Annotated in this window: 12 protein-coding genes; 11 read left to right on the top strand and 1 reads right to left on the bottom strand. The window is 41.5% G+C overall.

Going from position 1 to position 16352, the window contains the following annotated elements; translation table 11 throughout:
* The first annotated feature begins 17 nt into the window (after positions 1-17).
* From msbA to kdsB, 5 genes are all read left to right on the top strand, one after another.
* The gene (gene msbA, locus P2E05_RS13905; RefSeq protein WP_154622449.1) at positions 18-1763 is read left to right on the top strand and encodes a lipid A ABC transporter ATP-binding protein/permease MsbA; all 1746 of its coding nucleotides are present in this window, start codon (positions 18-20) and stop codon (positions 1761-1763) included.
* On the top strand, positions 1760-2758 hold the full coding sequence (lpxK, locus tag P2E05_RS13900; protein ID WP_251464496.1) for a tetraacyldisaccharide 4'-kinase: 999 nt from the start codon (positions 1760-1762) through the stop codon (positions 2756-2758). Before msbA ends, lpxK begins: the two co-directional genes overlap by 4 nt.
* Positions 2759-3143: 385 nt before the next feature.
* Complete coding sequence (locus P2E05_RS13895) at positions 3144-3359, top strand: cold-shock protein (protein WP_154622451.1); 216 nt, start codon at positions 3144-3146, stop codon at positions 3357-3359.
* 144 nt (positions 3360-3503) lie between these two features.
* Entirely contained in the window at positions 3504-3683 is a 180-nt protein-coding gene (locus P2E05_RS13890) for a Trm112 family protein (RefSeq protein ID WP_154622452.1), read from the top strand.
* Positions 3684-3688: 5 nt separating this feature from the next.
* On the top strand, positions 3689-4432 hold the full coding sequence (gene kdsB / locus P2E05_RS13885) for a 3-deoxy-manno-octulosonate cytidylyltransferase (RefSeq protein ID WP_154622453.1): 744 nt from the start codon (positions 3689-3691) through the stop codon (positions 4430-4432).
* A gap of 71 nt (positions 4433-4503) precedes the next feature.
* On the opposite strand, the gene elyC is transcribed toward kdsB, so the two are convergent.
* The gene (gene elyC, locus P2E05_RS13880; RefSeq protein WP_247047597.1) at positions 4504-5331 is read right to left on the bottom strand and encodes an envelope biogenesis factor ElyC; all 828 of its coding nucleotides are present in this window, start codon (positions 5329-5331) and stop codon (positions 4504-4506) included.
* A 417-nt stretch (positions 5332-5748) separates the two neighbouring features.
* On the opposite strand from elyC, the gene cmoM reads away from it, so the two are divergent.
* From cmoM to ldtD, 6 genes are all read left to right on the top strand, one after another.
* Complete coding sequence (cmoM, locus tag P2E05_RS13875; RefSeq protein ID WP_154622455.1) at positions 5749-6537, top strand: tRNA uridine 5-oxyacetic acid(34) methyltransferase CmoM; 789 nt, start codon at positions 5749-5751, stop codon at positions 6535-6537.
* On the top strand, positions 6534-7859 hold the full coding sequence (gene mukF, locus P2E05_RS13870) for a chromosome partition protein MukF (protein ID WP_272657906.1): 1326 nt from the start codon (positions 6534-6536) through the stop codon (positions 7857-7859). The genes cmoM and mukF overlap by 4 nt, the downstream gene beginning before the upstream one ends.
* Positions 7840-8568 (top strand): chromosome partition protein MukE, encoded by a 729-nt coding sequence (gene mukE / locus P2E05_RS13865; protein ID WP_154622457.1) that lies wholly within the window; start codon positions 7840-7842, stop codon positions 8566-8568. The genes mukF and mukE overlap by 20 nt, the downstream gene beginning before the upstream one ends.
* Positions 8565-13010 carry a chromosome partition protein MukB gene (mukB, locus tag P2E05_RS13860; protein WP_154622458.1) on the top strand — a complete coding sequence of 1482 codons (4446 nt, stop codon included), beginning with the start codon at positions 8565-8567 and terminating at the stop codon, positions 13008-13010. Before mukE ends, mukB begins: the two co-directional genes overlap by 4 nt.
* A 258-nt stretch (positions 13011-13268) precedes the next feature.
* Positions 13269-13982, top strand: coding sequence for an acid phosphatase AphA (gene aphA / locus P2E05_RS13855; protein ID WP_163862618.1), 714 nt, complete (start codon positions 13269-13271; stop codon positions 13980-13982).
* Between the two features lie 429 nt (positions 13983-14411).
* Entirely contained in the window at positions 14412-16139 is a 1728-nt protein-coding gene (ldtD, locus tag P2E05_RS13850; protein WP_163862615.1) for a L,D-transpeptidase, read from the top strand.
* Positions 16140-16352: the final 213 nt, after the last annotated feature.

Raw genomic sequence — 16352 nt, 5'->3', positions numbered from 1 at the left:
AGTTTGGTAATAATAATATGATTGATAAAGACCTTTCGACACGACAAACGTTTCGCCGGTTATGGCCTACTATTTCGCCGTTTAAAGCGGGTTTGGTTGTTGCAGCTATTGCCTTGATCATCAACGCAGCAGGGGATGCGTTTATGATTTCTTTATTAAAACCTTTACTCGATGAAGGGTTTGATAAAGCAGATAATGACGTTTTAAAATGGCTCCCTATTGCGGTGTTAGGTCTAATTGTTATCCGCGGATTGTCCAGTTTTGTTTCGACCTATTGTGTTTCTTGGGTTTCTGGGCAAGTCGTCATGAGTATGCGCCGTAGGTTATTCCGCCATATGATGGGGATGCCAGTCAGCTTTTTTGATCAACAATCAACTGGCACGCTACTGTCCCGTATTACCTATGACTCTGAACAGGTTGCAGCATCATCTTCCGGTGCATTAATCACCATTATTCGCGAAAGCGCATACATCATCGGTTTATTTGCGATGATGTTCTATTATAGCTGGCAACTGTCCCTCATTCTGATTGTTATCGCACCTATTGTCTCGATTACGATCCGTATCGTTTCAAAGCGGTTTCGTAAGATCAGCAAAAATATGCAAACAGGCATGGGGCATGTGACGGCCAGTGCTGAACAAATGCTAAAAGGGCATAAAGAAGTTTTAATTTTTGGTGGACAGAAAGTTGAAACTGAGCGCTTTAATAAAGTCAGTAATAATATGCGTAGCCAGTCGATGAAAATGGTTACCGCATCGGCGATTTCAGATCCTATCATCCAGTTAATTGCCTCTTTTGCACTGGCATTTGTTTTATATGCAGCAAGCTTCCCTGAGATTCGTGAGCAATTAACGTCGGGAACTATTGCGGTTGTCTTTTCATCAATGTTTGCATTAATGCGCCCTTTGAAATCTTTAACTAATGTTAACTCTCAATTTCAACGTGGTATGGCTGCATGCCAAACGCTGTTTGCGATTTTAGACAGTGAACAAGAAAAAGATGAAGGAACTAAAGTACTCTCGAATGTGAAGGGGGATATTGAGTTTAAAAATGTGACCTTTACCTATGCGACGAAAGAGCATCCAGCATTAGAGGATATTTCTTTCACTTTACCCGCAGGTAAATCTGTTGCTTTAGTCGGGCGTTCAGGTTCTGGTAAATCTACCATCGCCAATTTGATTACGCGTTTTTATGATATTGATAAAGGCAGTATTTATATTGATGGCCACGATATCAAAGAATACACGCTGGAGTCACTTCGTAGCCAAGTTGCTTTAGTATCGCAACACGTTTATTTATTCAATGACACTATTGCGAACAACATCGCTTATGCTACCGATGGGCGTTTTAGCCGCGAACAAATTGAAAAAGCAGCAGAGATGGCTTATGCGATGGACTTTATCTCAAAACTTGATAAGGGATTAGATACGGTTATTGGCGAAAATGGGGTGATGTTATCTGGAGGGCAGCGCCAACGTATCGCAATTGCGAGAGCATTACTGCGCGATGCACCGATCCTGATCTTGGATGAAGCAACATCAGCGCTTGATACGGAATCTGAAAGAGCGATTCAAGCCGCGTTAGATGAATTGCAAAAAAATAGAACATCTTTAGTGATTGCTCACCGCTTATCGACGATTGAGAACGCGGATGAAATTGTCGTTGTCCAAGATGGTCGTATTATTGAACGTGGTAACCATAAAGAATTATTGGCTAAAAATGGTGCCTATGCTCAATTACATAAGATACAGTTTAGCCAATGATAGAACGAATCTGGGCGGGCCAATCATGGCTTTATATCTTACTCCTTCCGCTATCACTACTATATGGTGTGATCGCGTTAGTTAGACGTATGGCTTATAAAGTTGGCCTATTGCCTTCTTGGAAGGCACCCGTCCCAGTGATTGTTGTAGGTAATTTAACGGCAGGGGGAAATGGTAAAACGCCTGTCGTTATTTGGTTAGTTGAATCACTAACCCAAAAAGGTTATCGCGTTGGTGTTGTTTCTCGTGGCTATGGTGGGAAAGCTCAACACTATCCGTTAGTCGTTTCATCCACCACTACCACCTCAGAGGCCGGTGATGAACCAATTTTAATTCATTATCGCACCCAAGTCCCCGTAGCTGTGGCTCCCAAGCGTAGTGATGCAGTGAAAGCATTACTCGAAGCTTATTCATTAGATGTGATCGTGACTGATGACGGTTTACAGCATTATGCTCTTGCTAGAGACTATGAAATTGTTGTGATTGATGGTCAGCGTCGTTTTGGAAATGGCTGGTGGCTACCCGCAGGGCCAATGCGTGAACGAGCAGGGCGTTTGAACTCCGTTAACGCGGTGATTGTCAATGGTGGGCAACCAAAATCTAATGAAATAACCATGGCATTAGAAGGTGATGCAGCAGTTAATTTACTCAGTGGTGAAAAATGTGCCGTTAGCGATCTTAAGCAAGTGATTGCTATGGCTGGTATTGGCCATCCCCCTCGTTTTTTTGATTCTCTTGAAAAAAAGGGCATACAGGTTATTCAATCTTACGCTTTTGCAGATCATCATCCTTATCAAAAACAGCAACTGTCAGCGCTAACACCAAATGATGAGCCATTATTAATGACAGAAAAAGATGCGGTTAAATGCCAGTCTTTCGCTCAAGCTAATTGGTGGTATCTACCTGTTGATGCATCTTTTGATGCTCAAGGTGAGATAAAAATACTCAATGAAATAAAAAATACGATAGAGCGCCATAAAAAAACTTGTCTATAACCATTTACTGTGATAATAATATCTACAACGTGATATAGATCTCCTTATTGTATGTATAAATGTAATACATTGATAAATAGAGACTATGTTTAATTGACTCACGACCTGTTTATTTAGTTAGTCTTTATATCCTCGCAATTTCCACGTTTACTCATCAGTTTTGTCATCTTAATGTCAAAGAGTGCTGTTAAGTTACAGTGGATTATTGGTACGTGGAAGGTCGTTAATTGTATGTGTTATTTGATAAAGCACATCTAATGGTAATAGTTTACTTGCTCTTAAAGCGTTTTAATAAATCGGCAATTTATCATGGGGTATAACGTGTAAAGAGTAATAGTAAAACAATAAATAGAATTATTGTTCTAAGAACAAAAGGAGTTTTAATATGAATTTTCAATTACATATGGGCCGAGTGAAATGGTTTGATGCAAATAAAGGTTATGGATTTATTTCACCAATGAATGGCGGTGACGATATCTTTGTTACACGTAAATCAATTGCAAATAAAAAAATCAAATCATTATCTGAAGGTCAAAACGTCGAGTTTTCTGTTACTCGCAATTCTGATGGCATAACGGCTGCTGATGTCATCGCTTATTAATTAAATAATTAACAGAGCTATTATCTCCTGCATCTATCCTCTCAATCGCTCGCAGGAGAGTCTATTCAAAAAGATTAAAGTTAACGGTGATATCTGCTTGTGCTATCCTGATGGGAAGTGAGTTAAATCCATTTGGGAGAAAACATGGATCACCGTTTACTTGAAATCATTGCTTGTCCTGTTTGTCATGGCAAATTAAGCTATCACAAAGAAAACCTTGAACTTATTTGCAAGTTCGATCACCTCGCATATCCTATTCGTGATGGTATTCCTGTCCTGCTAGAAACGGAAGCACGCCAAGTTGCACTGGATGAAGGACAGTAATCATTATGTTTACCGTCATTATTCCTGCTCGTTATGCTTCGACTCGTTTACCAGGTAAACCACTGGCTGATATTCATGGCAAGCCGATGGTGGTAAGAGTCATGGAACAAGCGATTAAATCAGGTGCATCACGTGTTGTTGTCGCAACAGATCATCCTGATGTTGCGCATGCGGTTATTCAAGCAGGCGGTGAAGCCTGCATGACTGACCCGAATCATCAATCAGGTACAGAACGATTAGCTGAAGTGATTGACACCTACGGGTTTTCTGATGACGAGATTATCGTGAATGTACAGGGGGATGAGCCTTTGATCCCACCTGAAATTATCAGTCAAGTCGCTAGAAATCTTCACGGTAGTCAGGCACAAATGGGAACATTGGCTGTTCCTATTCATGATGTCCAAGAAGCTTTTAACCCAAACGCGGTGAAGGTGGTAACGGATCATGAAGGTTATGCGCTTTATTTTTCTCGAGCGACCATTCCATGGGAGAGAGATAGATTTGCGATTAACCAAGACACGATTGGTGATCACTTCTTACGTCATATTGGCATCTATGCTTACCGAGCGGGTTTTATCCGTCGCTATATTAAATGGGAAACAAGCCCATTAGAAAAAATCGAAATGCTAGAACAGTTAAGAGTGCTGTGGTATGGAGAGAAAATTCATGTCGCGGTGGCCGAAAAAGCACCGGGGGCGGGCGTGGATACACCTGAAGACCTTGAAGTCGTGAGAAAGCAATTCAAATAATCCGCCCATAGCTTATTGTGAAATAAGGTGTGTACTCATCGCTGAGTCACACCTTTTTTGTTAGCTTTAATTTATTCAGCCTCTACGGTATCAGGGGTGAGTAAAGGCGTTTCAAGGGGTTGAGTATTATCGGGTTTTAAATAAAACCAGATAGAGCCGATTAATTCATACCAAGCCCGTTCGCTATGACTAAAATAATAGGCTGAAGGGATATATTTTTCCCAAGGATTCAACGCACTTTTGATGGCGAGCTGATTCGCGGGGGCGGCAATTGGCTGCATACCTCGGGCAGTAAACATGGACATGGCTCTTGGCAAATGATTGGCGGATGTCACTAATAAAAATGGCTCTTTACCGGTAATTTTTTCGACTTCAAATGCTTCTTCTTGAGTGTCTTTAGGTTCGGTCAATGCAATGGTATCTTCTGCGGGTACACCTAGCGATTGGGCGACCATTGCAGCCACTTCCGCGCTACTTATCGAGCTACTTGCTTTCCCCCCCGTAAATATCAATTTGCTTCCAGGGTGTTTTAGGTATAAACGAATGCCCTCGGTAACGCGTGGCAGACTGTTATTTAATAAATTAGAGCTTGGACTCCAATCGGGGTTGTAGGTAAAGCCCCCACCAAGTACGACAATATAGTGAATATTGTCTGGTGGATTATTCGTAATTAACTCATAGCGTTTATCAAAGCCCTCTTCGACAGGAGACAGTAAGTTGTCAGCAATGGGCTGCAAGCCTAATAAGGTAATCAATATTAAGCTTATAGAAACACAGGTTTTGCCGCTTTTTTGCCAATGAGTGAACCATAATAATAGGATGCCAATGAATCCGAGAATCAGCAGCAGAGGCAATGGCATAAGCAATGCCCCAAGATATTTTTTTAAAAGAAATAGCATAAGTGAACCTATTTTTTGGAATTTATCGTCAATTCGTTGTTCCGATTGCTGAATTCAGAACAGCACTATGCCAAAATAAGGCTATTATCTGTTATACTCGCAGGACTTCAAGTTGCAGCGTTGTTGACTATGTTTATACGTATGAGTCATAGAGTTATCGAAACTCTCAGCGACTAATGTCCTGGTCGCCAACTGCACTTCGAATTAGTTAGAGTATGTCATTTAGGCGTCAGCCACCTTGCATACTTTGCATGATGTTCGAGCCTATTTTAGCTGAGCGTGTTTTGGATCATATTCTGGATTTGATCTTATTTCATCATTTACAAGATGAGAACAGGCTGATTTTGGCGTTTATTAGGCGATTGGCGTTAGGTTAACGGACATAAATTGCCCATTTTTAGGACCACCGGATAATACATGGTAGACCGCAACTTTGATGATATTGCTGATAAATTTGCAAAAAATATCTATGGCACAACAAAAGGTAAAATACGTGAAGCGGTTGTTTGGCAAGATTTAACACAACTGATTAACTCTCAGTTTGATGGACAAACATTGCGTATATTGGATGCAGGTGGTGGAGAAGGGCATTTTTCACGCAAACTTGCAGCAATGGGACATCAAGTCATACTTTGCGATTTATCTGAAGAAATGTTAGAGCGTGCCAGCGAACTTGCTCAACAACAAGGGATTAGCGAGAATATGCGCTTTATCCATTGTGCAGTACAGGATATTGATCAACATATTGAAGAACCCGTAGATTTAGTGTTATTTCATGCTGTACTTGAGTGGATTAGTGATCAGAAATATGCAATTGAACAGTTGGTCGATATAATTAGGCCAGAAGGCGTCTTTTCTGTGATGTTCTATAATGCTAATGGTTTAGTCATGCGAAATGCAATTTTAGGCAACTTTCATCTTGCTACACCGCATATTCAGCGTCGACGTAAACGTTCATTATCGCCACAAAATCCATTATTACCCCAACAGGTCGATGAGTGGCTGTCGGATTGTAAAATGGATATTATTGGCAAAAGCGGTGTCAGAGTATTTCATGATTACCTACAAAGCAGGCAATTACAGCAACAAGATTTTCCTGCACTGTTGGCTTTAGAGCAGCAATATTGTCGTCAGGAGCCCTATATCAGTATGGGACGTTATATTCATGTCATGGCACGAAAACCAATAATAAAGGACGATTTATGAGTGATTTTTCCCAGACCGTCCCTGAACTCGTGTCCTGGGCACGAAAAAATGATTTTTCAATTTCACTGCCAGCAGAGCGTTTGGCTTTTTTGTTGGCAGTCGCAGTATTAAACAGCGAACGTGTTAACGGTGAAATGAGTGAAGGGGAATTGATCGACGCATTTCGTGAGGTGTGTAAAGGGTTTGAGCAAACCACGGAATCGTTATCTGTCAGAGCGAATAATGCCATCAACGATATGGTTCGCCAGAAAATATTTAACCGTTTCACAAGTGATATTGCGGAAGGTAACGCAATATACCGTTTAACATCGCTTGGTATCGGTATTAGTGACTACTATATTCGTCAACGTGAATTTTCCACTTTAAGGCTGTCTATGCAGCTATCCATTGTAGCGGGAGAGCTACAAAGAGCCGCAGAGGCGGCCGAGGAAGGTGGTGATGAATTCTATTGGCATCGTTTTGTCTTTGCGCCATTAAAATATTCAGTTGCTGAAATATTCGATAGTATTGATTTATCTCAGCGCGTTATGGATGAGCAGCAAAACAGCGTCAAAGAAGATATTGCGGCACTGTTAAACCAAGACTGGCAAGCCGCTATTGCTAACTGTGAACAATTATTATCAGAAACGTCAGGCACATTGCGCGAGCTTCAAGATACACTAGAGGCCGCAGGCGATAAGTTACAAGCGAATTTATTACGCATTCAAGAAGCGAATATGAATGCGCCTGTCTTTTCCGATATGGTTGATCGGTTAGTTTATGATCTGCAAAATAAATTAGACCGTATCGTCAGCTGGGGACAGCAGTCTATCGACCTTTGGATAGGCTATGACCGCCATGTTCATAAATTTATCCGTACGGCAATTGATATGGATAAAAACCGTATTTTCTCCCAACGTTTACGTCAGTCGGTTCAACAATACTTAGATAGTCCATGGGCATTGACTTATGCCAACGCTGATCGCTTATTTGACATGCGTGATGAAGAGCTGACATTAAATGACGAAGAAGTCATGGGAGAGCTGCCTCCAGAGCTTGAATTTGAAGAATTCAGTGAAGTGAATGATCGACTTGCAGAATTGATGGAAACTGAGTTGGCATTCTATAAACGAGAACAACAGCCACTGGATGTTGCTCGGGTAGTACAAGCGTACTTAAAGCAGTATCCTCAGAAACGTCATTTTGACGTTGCACGAATTATTATTGATCAGGCTGTAAAATTAGGTATTGCAGAAGCTGATTTGGCGGGGCTTCCGTCAGAGTGGCAGGCAATTAATGATCACGGAGCCAAGGTGCAGGCACATGTCATCGACAAATATTGAACAATTTATGCCAATTAAAATGGCACAAGCATTGGCTAATCCCATTTTTCCAGAGCTAGATAGCCAGTTGCGTTCAGGACGTCATATTAGTATTGATGATCTTGATAACCATGCCTTTTTGATGGATTTTCAAGAAGCACTGGAACAATTTTATGCACGCTATAATGTAGAATTGATTCGAGCTCCAGAAGGCTTTTTTTATTTACGTCCTCGCTCAACGACCTTGATTCCTCGCTCAGTGCTATCTGAACTGGACATGATGGTAGGTAAAATTCTTTGTTACCTCTACTTGAGTCCAGAACGATTAACTAACCAAGGTATTTTTACGGCGCAAGAGCTGTTTGAAGAACTATTGTCTTTAGCGGACGAGAGTAAGTTGCTGAAGTTTGTTAACCAACGCTCAACAGGTTCGGACTTAGATAAACAAAAACTGCAAGAAAAGTTGAGAACATCTCTGAACCGTTTACGCCGCCTAGGTATGGTGCATTTTATTCAAAATGACGCGAATAAATTTATTATTTCTGAATCAGTCTTCCGTTTTGGTGCCGATGTTCGTAGTGGTGACAACGTACAAGAAGCACAATTACGCATGATCCGTGATGGTGAGGCGATTTCCCTTGAAGGTGGATTATCCTTACAAGATAGTGAAGATGACGAGAGTGATGAAAATCAAGATGCGCCTGAGAGTGATGAGGATGAACAAGTATGATTGAACGTGGTAAATTTCGCTCACTGACGCTGATTAACTGGAATGGTTTTTTTGCGCGTACCTTTGACCTTGATGAGTTGGTTACCACCCTCTCAGGAGGAAATGGCGCCGGTAAATCGACGACCATGGCCGCTTTTATTACTGCTATGATCCCCGATCTCACATTACTTCACTTCCGTAATACTACCGAAGCAGGTGCAACGTCAGGTTCACGAGATAAAGGGTTACACGGTAAATTACGCCCCGGTGTTTGCTATGCCATTTTGGATGTGCTGAACTCGAAACACCAACGGGTGATGGTAGGGGTTAGGCTACAACAAGTCGCTGGGCGTGATAAAAAAGTTGATATCAAACCCTTTATGATCCAAGGGGTTCCCATCGCGACAGTACCGACGGAAATCCTAACCGAAGTACTCGATGGACGTCAGGCTAAAGTGATTGCGTTAAATGATTTAAAAGAACGCATGGAGCAGCAAGAAGGCATTCATTTTAAACAATTTAACTCAATTACGGATTATCATTCGGTTCTTTTTGAATTAGGCGTTTTGCCAAAACGTTTACGCTCAGCGAGTGATCGTAGTAAATATTATCGTCTGATCGAAGCCTCACTTTATGGCGGGATTTCCAGTGCGATTACCCGTTCGTTACGTGATTATTTATTACCTGAAAATAGTGGCGTCCGTAAGGCATTCCAAGATATGGAAGCCGCACTACGTGAAAACCGACTCACACTTGAAGCCATTCGTGTTACTCAATCCGACCGTGATCTATTTAAGCATTTAATTAGCCAAGCGACAGACTATGTGTCTGCCGATTATATGCGTCATTCCAATGAAAGGCGTATTCATCTTGATTCGGCAATGGCGGCTCGGAGTGAATTATTCGCTAGCCGTAAACAGCTGCGCCAAGAGCAAGTTCGTAGCGTAGAAATTGCGCGTGAGTTAAATGAGCAAAACAGCGCGTCTTCAGATTTAGAGGCCGATTATCAAGCGGCAAGCGATCACTTAAACCTTGTGCAAACCGCTTTACGCCAACAAGAAAAAATTGACCGCTATCAAGCCGATATCGAAGAATTGACCTATCGCTTGGAAGAACAATCAGAGGTTGTTGCTGAAGCGACTGAACAGCAGGAAGAACTTGAAGCACGTTCCGAGGCGGCGGAAATTGAAGTTGATGAATTGAAAAGCCAATTGGCCGATTACCAACAAGCATTAGATGTCCAGCAAACCCGCGCAATTCAATATCAACAGGCTTTACAGGCATTAACTCGAGCGCGTGAACTCTGCCAATTACCTGAATTATCAATAGATAATGCAGATGAATGGCTAGAAACATTTGAAGCCCGTGAACAGCAAGCGACGGAAGCATTACTGACATTAGAGCAGAAAATGAGTGTTGCCGATGCTGCGCATAGTCAGTTTGAGCAAGCGTATCAACTCGTCAGAAATATCGTTGGTGAAGTCAGCCGTAGTGATGCTTATCAACAAGCAAGGAGTCTCCTACGTGACTGGTCTTCCCAGCAACATTTGGCTGAACGTGTGCAGCCATTACGCATGCAGCTATCTGAGTTACAACAACGTTTAGATAGCCAGCAAAATGCAGAACGTCTATTAAGTGAGTTTTGTAAGCGTCATAACAAAAGCTATGAACCTGACGAATTAGATGCCTTAATGGCAGAAATTGAAGCTCAGCAAGAAGAACTCAGTATTGGCGTTAATGAAAGCGGCGAACGTCGCATGCAAATGCGTCAAGAGATTGAGCAGATCCGCCAGCGTATTCAAACATTAACGACTAAAGCACCAGCTTGGTTAATGGCTCAAGAAGCGCTGACTCAGCTGAATGAACAGTCAGGGGAATCCTTTGAGTCAAGCAGTGCTGTTACTGAATATATGCAGCAATTGCTTGAGCAAGAAAGGGAAATTACTGTTGAACGTGATGAAGTCGCCGCGCAACGGCGTGAGCTAGAAAAGCAAATAGAGCGTCTTAGCCAACCGAGTGGTGCTGAAGATAGTCGTTTACTTGCCCTTGCTGAACGTTTTGGTGGTGTTTTACTTTCAGAAATCTATGATGATATTACTATTGATGATGCCCCATACTTCTCAGCACTGTATGGCCCGGCCCGTAATGGTATCGTTGTCCAAGATCTCTCCGCAGTTCGTAGCCAATTAGAAACACTACAGGATTGCCCTGAAGACGTATATTTTATTGAGGGAGATCCATCCTCTTTTGATGATAGTGTTTTTGATGCAGAAGAATTTGAAAACGCGGTACTAGTTCGTTCGTCAGATAGACAGTGGCGTTTCTCTCGCTATCCGGAAGTGCCATTGTTTGGCCGTGCCGCACGTGAAACTCATCTTGATGCTTTAACATTAGAGCGTGATAGTTTGGCTGAGCGCTATGCAACGCTATCATTCGATGTACAAAAAATTCAACGTGCGCACCAAGCATTTAGTCGTTTTATCGGCCAACATATTTCAGTCGCCTTCGAAGCCGACCCTGAAGCTGAAATCCGTATTTTGAACCAAAAACGCACGGAACTTGAGCGTAGCTTGGCACAGTTTGAGGAGCAAACTCAGCAGCAGCGCCAACAATTTGTCCAAGGTAAAGAGTCTGTGTCAGCCTTGAACCGACTATTACCATTGGTTGGGTTATTGATGGATGAAACGCTGGCTGATCGTGTTGATGAAATTCGCGATGAGCTCTCAGAGGCTGAAGAAGCGGCGCATTTCTTGAATAAGCATGGTCAATCTTTGATAAAACTTGAGCCGATTGTGACCGTGCTACTCAGTGATCCTGAACAACATGATCAATTGCGCCAAGACTATGAAACGGCAAAACATAGCCAACAAATTGCGAAACAGCAGGCATTCGCGTTGGTCGAAGTGGTGCAGCGTCGAGCTCACTTTAGCTACAGTGATTCGACGGGGATGGTCAACGAAAATGCCGACCTCAACGATAAGCTGCGTCAACGCTTAGAACAAGCGGAAGGCGAAAGAAGTCGAGCTCGTGAATTATTACGTCAGCAACAATCTCAGTCAGCACAGTTTAATCAGGTACTCGCGTCTTTACGCAGCTCTTTTGATACTAAACAAGAGATGTTGAAAGAGTTAGAAGCCGAAATGCAGGATATTGGTGTGAAAGCGGATCCTGATGCACAAGAGCGCGCGCGTATACGCCGTGATGAGCTGCATCAATCTGTGATGGCAAATCGTACGCGTATTAACCAGTTAGAAAAACAGCTGACCTTGTGCGAAGCTGAAATGGAAAACTTACAAAAACGCATTCGTAAGTTAGAAAAAGATTATTATCTCTTACGTGAACAAGTAGTTTCAGCCAAAGCTGGCTGGTGTGCTGTCATGCGTTTAGTGAAGGATAATGGTGTCGAACGTCGCTTACATCGCCGTGAATTAGCGTATACGGATGGCGATAGTCTGCGTTCTATGTCGGATAAGGCATTAGGTGCCTTACGTCTCGCGGTCGCTGATAACGAACATCTGCGAGATGTGTTACGCCTGTCTGAAGATCCTAAACGTCCAGAACGTAAAATTCAGTTCTTTATCGCGGTCTATCAGCATCTACGTGAACGTATCCGACAAGATATCATTCGGACAGATGATCCTATTGACGCGATTGAGCAAATGGAAATTGAACTGGCGCGTTTAACTGAAGAGCTGACGGCGCGCGAGCAGAAATTGGCGATTAGCTCGAAGAGTGTGGCGAATATTATTCGTAAGACGATTCAGCGTGAGCAAAACCGTATTCGCATGTTGAACCAAGGCTTACAATCTGTTGCATTTGGTCAAGTTAAAGGGGTTAGACTGAATGTTAATATTCGCGAAAGTCACTCATTAATGCTGACAGTGTTATCAGAAGAGAGCGAATTGCATCAAGATTTATTTACTAGCCAGCGTCTCACTTTCTCGGAAGCAATGGCGAAACTGTATCAACGTTTAAATCCTCAGATCGATATGGGGCAACGCTTACCACAGACTATTGGTGAAGAACTGCTTGATTATCGTAACTATCTTGAACTTGAGGTTGAAGTCAACCGGGGTTCAGATGGATGGTTGAAAGCGGAAAGTGGGGCATTATCGACCGGTGAGGCTATCGGTACGGGGATGTCGATACTGGTGATGGTCGTTCAAAGTTGGGAAGAAGAGTCACGTCGCTTACGTGCAAAAGACATTATTCCTTGTCGTTTGTTGTTCCTCGATGAAGCGGCTCGTCTAGATGCTAAATCTATTGCGACCTTATTTGAGCTTTGTGAACGATTAGAAATGCAATTAATTATTGCTGCACCTGAAAATATCAGCCCTGAAAAAGGCACCACGTATAAATTGGTTCGTAAAGTATTTGATAACCGTGAACACGTTCATGTTGTTGGTCTTAAAGGTTTTGGCCAAGATAATTCAAATATTCAGGCTCAGTTATCGCAAAGTTAATTCACTCATTGATTAATGCGAAATGAAAAACGGTGTTATTTTTAACACCGTTTTTTTTAATAAGCTAAAGCTAAATTTACTGTATTTCGGCCGCATCTTCTAAAACAGAAAATATTAATGAGATTTGTGTCTCATTTTCATGAAGAGAAAGACATTATTATCTGAATTCTTGTGATGCATCCCAATAAATTAGATTTGATATCGTTATGGTTTGCTTTCATGATGCCTGCATAGTCAATAAATGAATAAGGATTAAACATGAAAAAAACGACATTAACCTTAAGCGCCGTTGCTTTGGTACTCAGTTTGACGGCAACATCACAGGCTAAGGTATTAATGCCTGAAGTCGTCAGTTCAGGGGTGACGGTGGCTGAACTTGCTGAACAGAAACCTATACATTGGGTGTCTATTGAGCAAATTAAAAATAGCCTAGAAGGTCAAGCTCCAATGGCGGTAGGCTTTGATATTGATGATACCGTGTTATTTTCTAGTCCAGGTTTTTATCGTGGTAAGTTGGAATATTCCCCAAATGATTTTAGTTACTTAAAAAATATTGAGTTTTGGGAAAAAATGAATAATGAGTGGGATAAATTCAGTATGCCTAAAAAAGTTGGCATCGATTTAGTCCAAATGCACTTAAAACGTGGCGATACGGTTTATTTTATTACTGGCCGTACTAAAACAAAAACAGAAACCGTCACTAAATATGTTCAAGAAGGCCTAAAAATCCCAGAAGATAAAATGAATCCTGTCATTTTTGCAGGTGATGAGCCTGGTCAAAATAATAAAGTCAGTTGGATGCGTGATCACAAATTAAAAATTTATTATGGTGATGCTGATGCCGATATTGCAGCAGCACGAGAATTAAATATTCGCGGTATTCGTATCTTACGTGCAGCAAACTCCTCTTATCAGCCACTGCCAAAAGCAGGGCAGTTTGGTGAGGAAGTTGTGATTAATTCAGAGTACTAATTTGCGTTAATTGGCTTATATTAATGAAATTAAAGGCGCTTAGCGTCTTTAATTTTTTGAGTCAAAAAATGATACGGCATTCGATTGTGATAGTAAAAATGGACAGTACATTGTAACAATATCCCACGTTCAAATTTTTCTTCTTAAGTCATATTGAATATCAAATACACTGAATAAGTTTATTTTGACATTGGAGTGATTAATTAAAAGCAGTTTTTTTATCAGTCTTCTACATAAACTCAAAAGCTAAATAATTCTATTTTTCATTTGCTAAAATTATTCTGTTTTCATGCAGAGTAAGAAAAATGTTGACGCTTATTTAAAGACAAAATTAGCTAATTCCTATAACATTCTTTTCAAATTTAAATACAATAAATATTCAATATAATAAAAATGATTGTTATCCATGTCGTGACTTAAGGTGGATTTATGGCAAAGAAAAGAGTGAAAGTGCTGCAACTCTCAATAATTTGTGGGCTATTGTCGATACAGCTCCCAGTACTTTCCGCACAAGATAATGGGCAAGTGCTAGCTGAAGAAACGGCACCACAACAAGCGGTTATTGCGACACCTACCGTGGTAATGACACCGGCTGAAAGTTTAGCGCAAATTACATCCTCATTACCTGCTGATGTAAAACCCGTTTTTTCATCGCAAATTGCCAAGATCTACGCAGATCGGCAAATGAAATTGTTATGGCAAGATGAAACGGCTATTGAACAATTCCAACAACAATTAGCAGAGCTGGCTCTTTCTGGGGTGCAGCCACAATTTAGTGAATGGTTAGTCGCATTAGAAAATACACAATTAAGTGAGTTAGGCCGAGATGTGATGCTGTCTGATGCGATGTTGGGGTATTTGCAGTACCTTTCAGGGGTTTCAGCGAATGGGCAATTTTGGTTATACCAAAAGAAGCCGTATAACATTAGCGCGCCAACCGTTGAGCAAATGAAACCATGGCTAGAGTCAGTGGCTGAAAATAATTTAAGCGAATGGGTAAAGGCTCAGGCGCCACAACATGCGTTGTATCAACCTATGCGTCAAGAAATGTTGAAACAACTTAACATGAACGATGATGGACTGGAATTAGTGGAGACCAAAACACTGAAACCGGGTCAATCGAGTGATGATGTTATCACTTTGCGTGAAATCTTATACCGCCAAGGATTTATCGATGCTGCCGCTATCTCTACTGAGATAGATGCAGCAGCAAGCGAGGAAGAGAAAGCAAAAGCAACTGCCCAAGCCCGTTTATACAGTGAAGACTTGATTGAACCTGTGAAGAAGTTTCAACAAAGCTATGGGCTAGAAGCCGATGGTATGGTGGGTAAAGGAACCAAAGTTTGGCTCAATATGAAGCCTCAGCAAAAAGCAGGGCTAATGGCGCTGAATATTCAACGTTTACGTATCATTCCTGAAGATAGTGGAACAGGAATTTTAGTTAATATTCCCGCTTTCTCATTAAATTTTTATCTAAATGATGACGTTATTTTGGATTCAAAGGTGATTGTGGGGCGTCCCGACCGGAAGACGCCGATTATGAGCAGTGCATTAAATAACGTTGTTATTAATCCACCTTGGAGCGTTCCAACAAGCATGGCTCGTAAAGATATCGCACCTCGTGGTAAGCAGGATCCCAGTTATTTTAGCCGTAAGGGTTACACCGTCTATTCGGGCTGGGGGCAGGACTCATTTGAAATCGATCCGTATTCAATTAACTGGGATGAAATTACCCCAGCGAATTTTCCCTATCGGATCCGCCAAGCGCCGGGGCCAACGAACTCATTAGGCCGGTATAAATTTAATATGCCAAGTTCGGATGCGATTTATCTGCATGATACGCCGAATCACAGTTTATTTAATCGTAGCGCACGTGCTATCAGTTCCGGTTGTGTTCGAGTCAATAAAGCAAATGAGTTGGCAAGTATTTTATTAGGTGATGCAGGCTGGGAGCAAAAGCGTATAGATGGAGCCGTAAAAGCAGGCAGTACACGTTATGTTAATATTCCAGATCGTATCCCTGTTTATCTTTACTATCAAACAGCTTGGGTAGATAAAGAGCAAAAGCCACAGTATCGTGCAGATATTTATCAATATGATAACAGTATTGAAAATGTGGAAAAGCAATTGCCCGTCATTAAAAGTTTCTTACACTAAGCTTAGCGGCAGGGGGATTTTTCTTCCTGCCGTAGTACCATTGATTGTTGGTAGATAGGGGATAGTGTGTCGTTAAATTAATCTGCTAAATTTCCAGTCATTATCAGAGGATGAAAGGAGTATATTTCGCTAATTATTAGTGATACAGGTCACTATTTGGATGATGATATGTAAAATTTGCGCTTATTTACCTATTTATTTACATTAATATAC

The organism is Providencia stuartii (genome assembly GCF_029277985.1).
Taxonomy (GTDB): domain Bacteria; phylum Pseudomonadota; class Gammaproteobacteria; order Enterobacterales; family Enterobacteriaceae; genus Providencia; species Providencia zhejiangensis.
The sequence above is the reverse complement of the archived record's forward strand: the minus strand, read 5'-3'. Positions and strand labels throughout refer to the sequence as shown.

What these genes read in the sequence shown, in the direction of transcription:
- msbA (WP_154622449.1), top strand. Translation starts at nt 18, where the DNA reads ATGATTGATAAAGACCTTTCGACACGACAAACGTTTCGCCGGTTATGG.
- lpxK (WP_251464496.1), top strand. Translation starts at nt 1,760, where the DNA reads ATGATAGAACGAATCTGGGCGGGCCAATCATGGCTTTATATCTTACTC.
- P2E05_RS13895 (WP_154622451.1), top strand. Translation starts at nt 3,144, where the DNA reads ATGAATTTTCAATTACATATGGGCCGAGTGAAATGGTTTGATGCAAAT.
- P2E05_RS13890 (WP_154622452.1), top strand. Translation starts at nt 3,504, where the DNA reads ATGGATCACCGTTTACTTGAAATCATTGCTTGTCCTGTTTGTCATGGC.
- kdsB (WP_154622453.1), top strand. Translation starts at nt 3,689, where the DNA reads ATGTTTACCGTCATTATTCCTGCTCGTTATGCTTCGACTCGTTTACCA.
- elyC (WP_247047597.1), bottom strand. Translation starts at nt 5,331, where the DNA reads ATGCTATTTCTTTTAAAAAAATATCTTGGGGCATTGCTTATGCCATTG.
- cmoM (WP_154622455.1), top strand. Translation starts at nt 5,749, where the DNA reads ATGGTAGACCGCAACTTTGATGATATTGCTGATAAATTTGCAAAAAAT.
- mukF (WP_272657906.1), top strand. Translation starts at nt 6,534, where the DNA reads ATGAGTGATTTTTCCCAGACCGTCCCTGAACTCGTGTCCTGGGCACGA.
- mukE (WP_154622457.1), top strand. Translation starts at nt 7,840, where the DNA reads ATGTCATCGACAAATATTGAACAATTTATGCCAATTAAAATGGCACAA.
- mukB (WP_154622458.1), top strand. Translation starts at nt 8,565, where the DNA reads ATGATTGAACGTGGTAAATTTCGCTCACTGACGCTGATTAACTGGAAT.
- aphA (WP_163862618.1), top strand. Translation starts at nt 13,269, where the DNA reads ATGAAAAAAACGACATTAACCTTAAGCGCCGTTGCTTTGGTACTCAGT.
- ldtD (WP_163862615.1), top strand. Translation starts at nt 14,412, where the DNA reads ATGGCAAAGAAAAGAGTGAAAGTGCTGCAACTCTCAATAATTTGTGGG.